At 71.2% G+C, this 12,618-nt stretch carries 12 protein-coding genes; all 12 read left to right on the top strand.

Annotated features, from left to right (window positions below):
- The 12 genes from murD (at nt 1) to EDF48_RS06945 (ending at nt 12,178) form a co-directional block, all read left to right on the top strand.
- A complete protein-coding gene (gene murD, locus EDF48_RS07000; RefSeq protein ID WP_131878995.1) occupies nt 1-1,530 on the top strand; it encodes a UDP-N-acetylmuramoyl-L-alanine--D-glutamate ligase in 1,530 nt (509 codons plus the stop codon).
- Nucleotides 1,499-2,758 (top strand): putative lipid II flippase FtsW, encoded by a 1,260-nt coding sequence (gene ftsW / locus EDF48_RS06995; RefSeq protein ID WP_131878993.1) that lies wholly within the window; start codon nt 1,499-1,501, stop codon nt 2,756-2,758. The genes murD and ftsW overlap by 32 nt, the downstream gene beginning before the upstream one ends.
- Complete coding sequence (murG, locus tag EDF48_RS06990; protein ID WP_243698056.1) at nt 2,755-3,894, top strand: undecaprenyldiphospho-muramoylpentapeptide beta-N-acetylglucosaminyltransferase; 1,140 nt, start codon at nt 2,755-2,757, stop codon at nt 3,892-3,894. Before ftsW ends, murG begins: the two co-directional genes overlap by 4 nt.
- On the top strand, nt 3,891-5,294 hold the full coding sequence (murC, locus tag EDF48_RS06985) for a UDP-N-acetylmuramate--L-alanine ligase (RefSeq protein ID WP_131878991.1): 1,404 nt from the start codon (nt 3,891-3,893) through the stop codon (nt 5,292-5,294). Before murG ends, murC begins: the two co-directional genes overlap by 4 nt.
- A complete protein-coding gene (locus tag EDF48_RS06980) occupies nt 5,291-6,664 on the top strand; it encodes an FtsQ-type POTRA domain-containing protein (RefSeq protein ID WP_131878989.1) in 1,374 nt (457 codons plus the stop codon). Before murC ends, EDF48_RS06980 begins: the two co-directional genes overlap by 4 nt.
- Nucleotides 6,665-6,809: 145 nt before the next feature.
- The gene (gene ftsZ, locus EDF48_RS06975; RefSeq protein WP_111085783.1) at nt 6,810-7,970 is read left to right on the top strand and encodes a cell division protein FtsZ; all 1,161 of its coding nucleotides are present in this window, start codon (nt 6,810-6,812) and stop codon (nt 7,968-7,970) included.
- A 7-nt stretch (nt 7,971-7,977) separates the two neighbouring features.
- Nucleotides 7,978-8,703 carry a YggS family pyridoxal phosphate-dependent enzyme gene (locus EDF48_RS06970; RefSeq protein WP_131878987.1) on the top strand — a complete coding sequence of 242 codons (726 nt, stop codon included), beginning with the start codon at nt 7,978-7,980 and terminating at the stop codon, nt 8,701-8,703.
- Nucleotides 8,704-8,746: 43 nt separating this feature from the next.
- On the top strand, nt 8,747-9,325 hold the full coding sequence (gene sepF, locus EDF48_RS06965) for a cell division protein SepF (RefSeq protein WP_123292468.1): 579 nt from the start codon (nt 8,747-8,749) through the stop codon (nt 9,323-9,325).
- 71 nt (nt 9,326-9,396) lie between these two features.
- On the top strand, nt 9,397-9,693 hold the full coding sequence (locus EDF48_RS06960; RefSeq protein ID WP_111085780.1) for a YggT family protein: 297 nt from the start codon (nt 9,397-9,399) through the stop codon (nt 9,691-9,693).
- Nucleotides 9,694-9,891: 198 nt separating this feature from the next.
- Nucleotides 9,892-10,578: a DivIVA domain-containing protein gene (locus EDF48_RS06955; protein ID WP_165932339.1), complete on the top strand. Its 687-nt coding sequence runs from the start codon at nt 9,892-9,894 to the stop codon at nt 10,576-10,578.
- A 2-nt stretch (nt 10,579-10,580) separates the two neighbouring features.
- Nucleotides 10,581-11,252: a signal peptidase II gene (gene lspA, locus EDF48_RS06950; protein WP_279387365.1), complete on the top strand. Its 672-nt coding sequence runs from the start codon at nt 10,581-10,583 to the stop codon at nt 11,250-11,252.
- Nucleotides 11,249-12,178, top strand: coding sequence for an RluA family pseudouridine synthase (locus tag EDF48_RS06945; protein ID WP_123938308.1), 930 nt, complete (start codon nt 11,249-11,251; stop codon nt 12,176-12,178). Before lspA ends, EDF48_RS06945 begins: the two co-directional genes overlap by 4 nt.
- Nucleotides 12,179-12,618: the final 440 nt, after the last annotated feature.

Below are 12,618 nucleotides of genomic sequence, written 5' to 3'. Positions count from 1 at the left end.
GTGTCCACGTCCTCCCGCCTCCAGTCCCTCGACAGCTGGTACTCCGAGGGGTGGAAGGGCCTGAACGTCGCCGTCCTCGGGCTCGGCGCGACCGGGTTCTCGGTCGCCGACACCCTGGTGGAGCTCGGCAGTGCGGTGACGGTCTACTCGTCCGACGCGCCGTCGGACAACGTCGACCTGCTCGACGTCATCGGCGCGCGCTTCGTGCAGACGCCGCTCGACGCCGTGCCGGCCGCGCTGCAGGAGCAGGCACCGGACGTCGTCATCGTGTCGCCCGGCCTGCCGCCGCACAACGCGACCGTCGAGTGGTCCGTCCGGAACAGCACGGTCTGGGGCGACATCGAGCTCGCCTGGCGCGTGCGCGACAAGGTCGTGCGCGGCCCCGTCGCCGCACCGTGGATCACGATCACGGGCACGAACGGCAAGACCACCACGACGCAGCTCACGACCGCGATGTACGAGGCCGGCGGCCTGCGTGCCGTGGCCTGCGGCAACATCGGCGTGCCGGTGCTCGACGTCGTCCGCGACCCGGACGGCTACGACGTGCTCGTCGTCGAGCTCTCCAGCCACCAGCTGCACTACATGGCGACCTCGGGCGACGGCGCGGTCGTGCCGCTCGCGAGCGCCTGCCTGAACATCGCCGACGACCACCTCGAGTGGCACGGCTCCGCCGCGGCGTACCGCGCCGCGAAGGCCAAGGTCTACGAGCGCACCGTGATGGCGTGCGTCTACAACACCGCCGACGACGTCACGCGCGACATGGTGCAGGACGCCGACGTCGTCGAGGGCTGCCGTGCCGTCGGCTTCACGCCGGGGGTGCCCGCGCCCGGTGACGTCGGCATCGTCGAGGACGTCCTGTGCGACCGCGCCTTCAACGAGGACCGTCGGAACAGCGCGCTCGAGCTGTCGACCCTCGCCGACCTCGAGGTCGCCGGGCTCGCCAGCCCGCACATGACGATGAACGTCCTGGCCGCCGCGGCCCTCGCCCGTGCCGGCACCGTCCAGCCGAGTGCGATCCAGTCCGCCGTCCGGGCCTTCCGCGCCGACCACCACCGCACGGAGCTCGTGGCCGAGTCGGCCGGCGTCGCGTGGGTGGACGACTCGAAGGCCACGAACCCGCACGCCGCCACCGCCTCGCTCGCCTCGTTCGACACCGTGGTGTGGATCGTCGGCGGTCTGTTCAAGGGCGTCGACGTCGACGGGCTCGTCGCACGCTTCGGCCCCGAGGTCCGTGCCGTCGTCGTGATCGGCACCGACCGGACCCCCGTCCTGGAGGCATTCGCGCGACACGCGTCCGGGGTGCCGGTGCTCCAGGTGGAGACGACGGACACTGATCAGGTCATGCCCGAGGCGGTCCGGCATGCCGCATCGGTCGCGAGGCCGGGCGACACGGTCCTCCTCGCCCCGGCGGCTGCGTCGTTCGACCAGTTCGGCTCCTACGCCGACCGGGGGCGTCGTTTCGCGGCGGCGGTCCACGAGCACCTGGGAGGCAACGCCGATGGCGACGACGGATCTTCCGAACAGTCGTAGCACGCCGGCGACGGGCAACCCGCGTCGCACGAACGGCGCCCTCGTCGCCGTCAAGAACGTCTTCGTCGCCGAGTCCAGCACCTTCTACACGATCCTCGGCGTCACGCTCTTCCTGGTCGTCTTCGGCGTCGTGATGGTCCTGTCGTCGTCGAGCGTCGAGCAGTACGCCGCGACGCACGACTTCTTCGGCGCAGCGTCCCGCCAGGGGCTGTACGCCGTCCTCGGCGTCCCGCTCATGCTCGTCGCGAGCCGGATCCCGACACGGCTGTGGCGGAAGTGGGCGATGCGGCTGCTCGGTGCCGCCCTCGTCCTGCAGCTGCTCGTGTACACACCGCTCGGCATCGACGTCCAGGGCAACCGGAACTGGATCGGCATCGGCTCGTTCACCGCGCAGCCGTCCGAGGTCGTGAAGCTCGGCCTGGTGCTCGGCATCGGCGCGATCATGTACGTCAAGCGCGACAAGCTCGACGACTGGAAAGAGGTGTTCATCCCGATCGGGATCGCCTCGCTCCTGTCGCTCGGCCTCGTGATCCTCGGTGGCGACCAGGGCACCGCGATGATCATGCTCATCCTGGTCCTCGGCGCGCTCTACGTCGGCGGGGCCCGCGCCCGGCACCTGCTCGTCGGCCTGGCGGCGATGGCGGTCATGCTGCCGTTCGTCACGATGGCGTCGTCGTCCCGTCAGGTGCGCATCAGCGCGTGGCTGTCCGGCTGCACCGACTCGAACCAGTACGCCGACCTGTGCTGGCAGCCCGTGCACGGCATGTGGGCGCTGGCGTCCGGTGGCGTGTTCGGCGTCGGACTCGGCAACTCCAAGGCGAAGTGGTCGTGGCTGCCCGAGGCGGACAACGACTACATCTTCGCGATCATCGGCGAGGAACTCGGCCTGATCGGTGCCGTCGTCGTGCTCGCACTGTTCGTCGTGCTCGCCGTCGGCATGATCAAGATCATCCGGCAGTCCCGCGACCCGTTCGTGAAGACCGTCACGGGCGGCATCCTGGCGTGGATCATCGGCCAGGCGCTCGTGAACATCGCCGTGGTGCTCGGCCTGCTGCCGGTCCTCGGCGTCCCACTGCCGCTGATCTCGGCCGGCGGGTCCGCGCTCATCATGACCCTGGTGGCGATCGGCGTCGTGCTGTCGTTCGCCCGAGACCTGCCCGGGAAGAACGACCCGCGCACCACGAACCCGCCCCTCGACAGCGCCACCACGAACGGACGACTCCGGTGAGCAAGTACCTCTTCGCCGGCGGGGGCACCGCCGGACACGTCAACCCCCTGCTCGCGGTCGCCGACCGGCTGACCGAGCGCGAGCCGGATGCCGAGGTGCTCGTCCTGGGCACCGCCGAGGGCCTCGAGTCCCGCCTGGTGCCGATGCGCGGCTACGAGCTCCTGACGATCCCGCGCCTGCCGTTCCCCCGGAAGCTGAACGGCGCGGCCCTGCGCTTCCCCCAGCGCTTCGCCGCGGCCGTCAAGCGCACCGAGCAGATCATCCGCGAGCGCGAGGTCGAGGTCGTCCTCGGCGTCGGCGGCTACGCGGCGGCGCCGGCGTACATCGCGGCCCGACGCACCGGCACCCCGATCGTCGTGCACGAGCAGAACGCGAAGCCGGGGTTGGCGAACCGCCTCGCCGCGTTCCTCACCGAGCACGTCGGCCTGACCTTCTCGAACACCCGACTGCGGCACGGCCGGGTGGTCGGCATGCCGCTCCGGCGCGAGATCGAGTCGCTCGACCGCCGTGCCAGTCGTGCCGAGGCCCTCGCCGAGTTCGGGCTCGACCCGACTCGCCCGGTGCTCCTCGTCACGGGTGGTTCCTCGGGCGCCCGCAGCATCAACCGCACGATCAACAAGTCCGCGGCGACCATCGTGGGCGCCGGCTGGCAGGTCCTGCACGTCGTCGGTGCCGCGTCGGACATCGGTCCGAGCGACCTCGACAGCTACCACGTGCTCGCCTACTGCGACCGGATGGACCTGGCGTACGCGGCGAGCGACTTCGTCGTGTCCCGCTCCGGCGCCGGCATGGTCTGCGAGCTCACCGCGGTCGGGCTGCCGAGCGTGCTCGTGCCGTACCCTGTCGGCAACGGCGAGCAGCGGCACAACGCGAAGGACGTCGTCGACGCCGGGGGAGCAGTGCTCGTGGCGGACGGGGAATTCGACCCCGACTGGGTGACGTTCCAGCTCCTGACCATCCTGCAGGACCGGGCCCGCATCGCGGACATGACGGTCCGGGCAGGCAGCGTCGGACACCGCGACGGCGCGGACCGGATGACCGACCTCGTCCTGGACGCAGCACGAGGCACCGAACGAGGTACCGCACGAGGAACCGCACGAGGCAACGGCGCCGCCAGCACCACGGAGGAACCATGACCATCAAGCCGGACCTGACGCAGCCGATCCCGGACGACCTCGGCACCGTGCACTTCGTCGGCATCGGCGGCGCCGGCATGAGCGGCATCGCCCGGATGTTCCTCGCCGCCGGCCACCGCGTGACGGGCAGCGACTCCCGCGAGACCGAGACGACGGGCATCATGCGCGACCTCGGCGCCGCGGTGCACATCGGCCACGACGCCGCGAACGTCGGTGATGCGGACACGATCGTCGTCACGAGCGCGCTCTGGCCGGACAACCCCGAACTGCTCGAGGCGCAGCGCCGCGGCCTGCCGGTGCTGCACCGGTCACAGGCCCTCGCCGCCCTCATCGCCGAGCACCGCCTCGTCGCGGTCGCCGGCGCGCACGGCAAGACCACCTCGACCGGCATGATCGTCACCGCGATGGTCGAGCTCGGCCTCGACCCGAGCTTCGTCAACGGCGGCGTCATCCAGTCGCTCGGCACGAGCTCGGCGCCGGGCTCGAGCGACCTGTTCGTGGTCGAGGCCGACGAGTCCGACGGTTCGTTCCTGCTCTACGACGTCGCCGTGGCCCTGATCACGAACGTCGACGCCGACCACCTCGACCACTACGGCAGCGAGGAGGCCTTCACCGAGGCGTTCGTCGAGTTCGCCGCGAAGGCGAGCGAGCGCGTCGTCATCTCGAGCGACGACGCCGGTGCGAAGACCGTCACGGCAGGCATCCGCGCGCGCGCCGACGCCCCCGAGGTCGTCACCTTCGGCGAGGCCGTCGACGCCGACGTGCGCATCGAGCGGATCATCGAGGCCGCGGGCGTCGAGGTCGACTTCCGTGCGGCGGGCGAGGCACACCACCTGACCCTCCGCGTGCCGGGCCGGCACAACGCGATCAACGCCGTCGGTGCCTTCGCGGTCCTGACCGGCCTGGGCGTGAGCGCCGCCGACGCGATCCGCGGGCTCGAGGCCTTCGGCGGCACCCAGCGCCGCTTCGAGCTGCACGGTGTCGAGCGCGGGGTGTCGGTCTACGACGACTACGCGCACCACCCGACCGAGGTCGCCGCGGCGCTCAAGGCCGCCCGCAACGTCGTCGGCGACGGCCGCATCATCGCGATCCACCAGCCCCACCTGTACTCCCGCACCCGTCTGATGGCCGGTGACTTCGCGCGGGTCTACGAGGAGCTCGCCGACCACACGGTCGTCCTCGACGTCTACGGCGCGCGCGAGGACCCGGAGCCAGGCGTCACCGGCGCCCTGGTGCAGGAGCGCTTCGCCGACCAGACCCGCGTGGAGTTTCTGCCGGACTGGGACGAGGCCGCCGCCCGTGCCGCCGCGGTCGCCCGCGACGGCGACATCATCATGACGCTCAGCTGCGGTGACGTGTACCGGATCATCCCGCAGGTGCTGGGAGCGTTGGGCCGGTGAGGCGACCCGAGGGGTTCGACGAGGGGGACGCCCGCAGGGACGCCCCGGTCGAGGGCGCCGACGCGCCCCGGCAGCGTCGTGGCCCCTCGATGCCGCGGCTCCCGTTCCGCGGGCGCACACCCGACGACCGGGAGGCCCGTCCCGCGCCCGACGAGTCGGCTGCGGTCGACGAGGCCCCGGCCGCCACTCCCGCACCCGGTTCCTCCGGATCGCGCCCCCCAGCGGTCGGTGCGCCCCCGAGCACCGGGGCGCGACGGCCGTCCGCGGGCGCGGAACCGACCACCGATGCCGCAGACTCGACGCGCGACCGCGTCGGCGCCCTCGCGGGCGCGGCCGGCCGCCGCGTCGGCGCCGGCTTCGGCGCCGTCGCCGACCGCCTGCGCGAGTACACACCGGACGAGGAGCACCGCGACCCGCGCCCCGACGCGGGCAACGCGCCCCGAGGAGACGGGGCGCGACGACCGTCCGGGGGCGCGGCGGGCAGTGCACGGAACCACGACGCGACCGTGACCGACGTGCTCGACGCGGGGAGTGCCTCCCGGCCGGTCCAGTACGACGACGCACCCATCGGTGCCGGCGTCCGCGCTGCCGAGACCGCGCGTGAGGCGCGCATCGCGAAGCGTCGCCGTCGCCTGCTCGAGCGGGCCGAGGTGCGGCGGTTCACCCGGCGCAGTCGCCACCGTCGCGCCGCGTGGATCACCGCGGCCGGCATCGTGCTCGTGCTCGGCGTCTCGATCCTGGTGGCGGTGTTCTCGCCGCTGATGGCCCTGCAGACGATCGAGGTCAAGGGCACCAACCGCGTCGACGAGACCGCGCTGCGGCAGGCCCTGTCCGACCAGATCGGCACCCCGCTCGCGCGGCTCGACTTCGACGAGATCAAGCAGGACATCGCCGGCTTCCCGCTCATCGAGAGCTACGTGACCGAAGAGGCCCCGCCGCACACCCTCGTCGTGACGGTGACCGAGCGCACGCCCGTCGTCGCGGTGAAGTCCGGCAGCTCGTTCGACCTCGTCGACCCGGCCGGCATCGTCGTGCAGTCGTCGCCGAAGCGTCCGGCCACGATGCCGCTCGCCGACATCGCGCGCGCGCGCCTCGGGTCCTCGAGCTTCCGCACCATGACCGAGGTCGTGCTGGCGCTGCCCTCGACGGTGCGGTCGCAGGTCACGCGGGTCGCCGGGTCCACCGCCGACGACGTGACCCTGACCCTCAAGGACGGCTCGACCGTCGTGTGGGGGAGCCCCGACGACTCCGACACGAAGGCCGCGCTGCTCGCCGCCCTGGTGAAGGACCACGCGGCGCGGAACCCGGGCGTCGTCGTCGAGTACGACGTGTCGGCACCGGACAACGGCGTGATCCGCGCGAAGGACTGAATTGCCGACCTGATCGGCGACACGCGGCGTGGCGGGGCGACAGTGCGCGGAACCCACCCGTAGCGTCGGAGCCAGCACCACATCTACCAGCATTGCCCCTGAACTTCAAGTAGAGGTTGAGGGTTCAACCGGAGGCCTGACTGACGTGACCACGAACCACAACTACCTCGCCGTCATCAAGGTCGTCGGTGTCGGCGGCGGCGGCGTCAACGCCGTCAACCGGATGATCGAACTCGGCCTCCGTGGCGTCGAGTTCATCGCGATCAACACCGACGCCCAGGCGCTGCTGCTCAGCGACGCCGACGTCAAGCTCGACGTCGGCCGCGAGATCACCCGCGGTCTCGGCGCCGGCGCGGACCCCGAGGTCGGCCGTCGTGCCGCCGAGGACCACGCCGAAGAGATCGAAGAGGCCCTCGCGGGTGCCGACATGGTCTTCGTCACCGCCGGTGAAGGCGGTGGGACCGGCACGGGTGGTGCGCCCGTCGTCGCCCGCATCGCCAAGTCCATCGGCGCGCTCACCATCGGCGTCGTCACGAAGCCGTTCAGCTTCGAGGGCAAGCGTCGTCAGTCGCAGGCCGAGAACGGCGTCGCCGGGCTCAAGGACGAGGTCGACACGCTCATCGTCGTGCCGAACGACCGCTTGCTCGAGATCAGCGACCGCGGCATCTCGATGGTCGAGGCCTTCGCCACCGCCGACCAGGTGCTCCTCGCCGGCGTGCAGGGCATCACCGACCTCATCACCACCCCGGGCCTCATCAACCTCGACTTCGCCGACGTCAAGTCCGTCATGCAGGGTGCGGGTTCCGCGCTCATGGGCATCGGTTCGTCCCGGGGTGCCGACCGCGCCATCAAGGCCGCGGAGCTCGCCGTGGCGTCGCCGCTGCTCGAGGCCTCGATCGACGGAGCGCACGGTGTGCTGCTCTCGATCCAGGGTGGCTCGAACCTCGGCATCTTCGAGATCAACGACGCCGCGCGTCTGGTGCAGGAAGCCGTGCACCCGGAGGCGAACATCATCTTCGGTGCGGTCATCGACGACACCCTCGGCGACGAGGTCCGCGTGACCGTCATCGCCGCGGGCTTCGACGGCGGCGAGCCGGCGCAGCAGCAGAAGGAGCGTCGCTCGAGCTACGTCGACCCCGAGTCGAGCGCGACGGCCCCCGTCGCCGCCTCGACCGGTGCGATCGAGGACTCCAGCACGTCGAGCCCCTCCTGGGCCTCGCAGGAACACCAGCCGCCGGTGCAGCGCGCCGCCGACCCGGCGTTCGACGACGACGACGAGCTCGACGTCCCCGACTTCCTGAAGTAACCCCTCCATGGCAGGTGATCCGCGCCTCCCGTCCGCCTCGTCCCACGACGACGGACTGGAGGCGCGTCTCGCGTCCGTCCGGAGCGGCATCGCCGACGCGGCGCGCGCCGCAGGGCGCTCGGCCGACGACCTCACGCTGATCGTCGTCACGAAGTACCACCCGGCGTCACTCGTCCGTGCGCTGGCGTCACTCGGCGTCACCGACGTGGGGGAGAACCGCCACCAAGAGGCACAGGTCAAGGCCGCGGAGCTCGCCGACCTCGACCTGACCTGGCACTTCATCGGGCAGCTGCAGTCGAAGAAGGCCCGGCAGGTCCGTCGCTACGCGCACGTCGTGCAGTCCCTCGACCGCACGTCGGTCGTGGATGCCTTCGCACCGACCGAGGCCGAGCCGGATCCACCGTTCATCGACGGGTTCGTGCAGGTCAACCTGACCGACGACCCCGGCCGCGGCGGCGTGCAACCGGACGACGTCGAGGCGATGGCCGCACGCGTGCTCGAGACCGGCACCATCCGGTTGCGCGGGGTCATGGCCGTCGCGCCGCTGGACGAGGAGCCCCGTGCGGCGTTCGCTCGGCTGCGGGCGATCTCGGACCGGGTCGTGGCGCTCGAGCCCGGCGCCACCGACATCTCGGCCGGCATGAGCGGCGACTACGCCGACGCCGTGCTCGAGGGCGCGACACACCTGCGGATCGGTACCGCAATCACGCGAAATCGGCCGGCGGCACCCTAGCCTCGTTGCAGGGCATCCACGTGCACCAACCTCCGGAGGAACCATGGCCAACCCGCTGAAGAAGACGATGGTCTACCTCGGCCTCGCCGACGAGGAACTCGACTACGAGGACGAGCAGCCGCAGCAGGCCGCGCCCGCGCGCCAGCAGGCTCCCGCCACTCCGGCCGCAGCACCGCAGGATGCCCCCGCCCCGGCGGACGCTCCCGCGGCCGCCGCAGCTCCGGCAGCGGCCCCGGCCGCCGCTCCCGCGAAGACGCACACCCACCAGCGCGGCGCCCAGGTCACTCCGCTCCGCCGCTCGCACACGACCGCACAGAAGGCGACCCCGGTCCAGGAAATGAACGAGATCCTCACCGTCCACCCGCGCGAGTACAAGGACGCCCAGTCCATCGCCGAGAGCTTCCGCGACGGGATCCCCGTCATCATCAACCTCTCGCAGATGACCGAGAACGACGCCCGACGCATGATCGACTTCGCCTCCGGCCTGTCGCTCGGCCTGTACGGCAAGATCGAGCGCGTCACCAACAAGGTCTTCCTGCTGTCGCCCGCACACGTCGCAGTGAGCGGTGAGCCGGCTGAGGTAGAGTCCGACATCGAGGCGAACTTCTTCGCCCAGTCCTGAGCCGTCCCCCGGCCACCCGCCCGTGAGCGTCGTCGCATGACGGCACTCGCCCGAGACGAGCGAGCCCCATCGTGTCCGTGATCCTAGGGATCATCTCCCTCGCCCTCCTGCTGTACTTCTTCGTCATGTGGGGGCGGTTCGCGCTCGACCTCGTGCAGAACTTCAACCGGTCCTGGCGGCCGCGCGGGGGACTGCTCGTGGTCTCCGAGTTCGTCTACACGATCACCGATCCGCCGATCCGCGCGGTTCGGCGGGTCCTGCCGCCGCTCCGCATGGGGCCGGTGGCACTCGACTTCGGCTGGACGATCGTCATGCTCGTCGTGATCATCGCCCGGGTCGTCGTCAACGGCATCGCCGTCGCGGTCTGACCCGATCCAGGGTCGATCCAGGTCCGCGACACGCGCCGCGCCGATGCAGTGGTCGTCGTTCCTCCCCGTCGTCGGTGTACGGTGGTCGGGATCGATGCTCGCCTCCGGCGCGGCATCCGCACCACACGTGGTGACTGGTAGGTTCGGTCACGACGCAAGTGGTTCCACACGTTCAGCAGTTCTATTGAGGTGACGGCAATGGCTTTGACGCCGGAAGACGTAGTCAACAAGCGGTTCCAGCCGACGAAGTTCCGCGAGGGCTACGACCAGGACGAGGTCGACGACTTCCTCGACGAGGTCGTGGTCGAGCTGCGTCGCCTGACCGCGGAGAACGACGAGCTCCGTCAGCGCCTGCAGGCGGCCGAGTCGGCCCCGCAGTCGGCGCAGGCCGAGCAGCCCGCTCCCGCGGCAGAACCCGAGCCGGAGCCCGTGCCGGCCCCGGTCGAGGCGGCTCCCGAGCCCGCTCCGGTCGCAGCGGCCGCCCCGGCGACCACGGTCCCGGCGGACAAGGACACCGAGGGCACCACGAACCTCCTGACGCTCGCGCGTCGTCTCCACGAGGAGCACGTCCGCGAAGGCGTCGAGAAGCGCGACGCGCTCATCGCCGAGGGCACCGCCCAGGCAGCGCGTCTCGTCTCCGAGGCCGAGGCCAAGCAGCGCCAGATCATCGCCGACACCGAGAACACGAACCGTCAGCGTGTCCAGGTGCTCGAGCAGGAGCAGCGCCAGCTCGAGGGCAAGATCGACGAGCTCCGGACGTTCGAGCGCGACTACCGCGCCCAGCTCAAGAGCTACATCCAGGGGCAGCTCTCCGAGCTCGACTCCTCGAACGAGCAGTCCGGTCTCACCCCGGCGCCGGCATCGGCGCAGGGCTTCGGCAACTGACGTTGTCGCGACCAGCATCACGAGCGAAGGTCAGTGTCCGCGCTATCGCGGCACTGGCCTTCGCCGCTGTCGTGGTGGTGGCGTTCGACCAGGTCGCGAAGGCACTGGTCGTCGCGAACCTGCCGTACGGCACCCCCGTCCCGATCCTGGGCGGGGCGCTCCAGTTCCTGTACGTCCGGAACCCCGGGGCGGCGTTCTCCTTCGCGGTGAACATGACGTGGGTGTTCTCGATCATCTCGGCGGCCGTCGTCGTCGCGATCATCATCTACTCGCGTCGGATCCGGTCGATGTGGTGGGCCGTCGTGCTCGGCATGCTGCTCGGCGGCGCGCTCGGCAACTTGATCGACCGACTCTTCCGTGAGCCCGGCTTCGGCCGGGGCCACGTGGTCGACTTCATCTCGACGCCGTGGATGATGCCGGCGATCTACAACGTCGCCGATTCGTTCATCTGCATCAGCATGGTGGTCTTCGTGCTGCTGGTGATCCTCGGGGTGAACCTCGACGGGTCCCGCACGGTGTCCGCCAAGCGCGGCGCTGCGCAGGCGGACACGACGGAGCCGCTCGACGGCGGGGCCGCGTTCTCGTCAGCTGACGCTGCTGTCGACGAGCCGACCCGCGCCTCCAGGCCGAACGACGGCGACCGACGCGACGCGCTGGGGCACGACGCCACGTGAGCGAGTCGCGTTCCCTTCCCGTCCCCGACGGGCTCGCCGGTGAGCGTGTCGACGCCGCCATCGCGAAGCTCCTCGGGTTCAGCCGGTCGTTCGCGGCCGACGTGGTCGCCGCCGGTGGGGTCCGGGTCGACGGCGTCCCCGTCGACAAGTCCGACCGCCTGCACGCCGACTCGTGGCTCGAGGTCGAGTGGTCCCCGAAGGAGCCGCCGCGCATCGTGCCGGCGGCCGTGCCCGGGATGACGATCGTGCACGACGACGAGGACATCGTGGTCGTAGACAAGCCCATCGGCGTCGCCGCGCACCCCTCGCCCGGTTGGGACGGTCCGACCGTGCCCGGGGGCCTCGCCGCAGCTGGGTTCACCATCGCGACCTCGGGCGCCGCCGAGCGTGCGGGCATCGTGCACCGCCTCGACGTCGGCACGTCGGGACTCATGGTCGTCGCGAAGACCGAGCTCGCGTACACCCACCTCAAGCGGGCGTTCAAGGAGCGCACGGTCGAGAAGGTCTACCACGCACTCGCGCAGGGGCACCCCGACCCGACCTCCGGCACCGTCGACGCCCCGATCGGCCGGCACCCGTCGAGCGACTGGAAGTTCGCGGTCACCGCCGACGGCAAGCCGAGCGTCACCCACTACGAGACCCTCGAGGCGTTCCGGTCGGCGACCCTGCTCGAGGTGCACCTCGAGACCGGGCGCACCCACCAGATCCGCGTGCACATGGCCGCGACCCGCCACCCGCTGGTCGGCGACACGATGTACGGCGCCGACCCGGTCCTGGCGCAGGAGCTCGGGCTGACCCGCCAGTGGCTCGACGCCGTGCGACTCGGTTTCGACCACCCGCGCACCGGCGAGTGGGTGTCGTTCCAGGCGGAGTACCCCGACGACCTGCGCCTCGCGCTCGACCGCATCCGAGCCGCTTCGTCCTGACGGGCGCGCGTGTCGCGTCGTGCGTCGTGCGTCGTGCGTCGTCGCGTCGGTCGCGTCGTCCCGCTGAGGTTCCGAAATCTCGGCATCTGGGCGCGCTGTGCGTCGGTCTGTGGAACCTCGGCGGAGCGCACGCGGCGTGTTGTGGAACCTCGAGGGGGGAGCGACGGGGGAGCGACGGGCGAACGATGGCCGTGCCGCATCCGTACGTCCAGAATCGGCCGGGAGGCCCGTGGCAACGCCGCCCCGTGCCTGCCGTCCGCCACGCGCGGGCTCCACCGCCGTGGGGACACGATCTGCTGGCTTCGGGCCCGCCGAGCGACGGTTCCTGCACCCTCGCCGGGCTACGCGCGGCGTGTCGTGCGACCTCGGCGTCGGACCGCTCGGACACGCGCGGGTTTGTCCGCGGTCGCGGTTAGGCTGTTCGCGTCCCGCAAGCAGCT

Source organism: Curtobacterium sp. PhB191 (assembly GCF_004346515.1).
GTDB lineage: Bacteria > Actinomycetota > Actinomycetes > Actinomycetales > Microbacteriaceae > Curtobacterium.
Note: the sequence above shows the minus strand (reverse complement) of the source record. Positions and strands in the feature narration are given on the sequence as shown.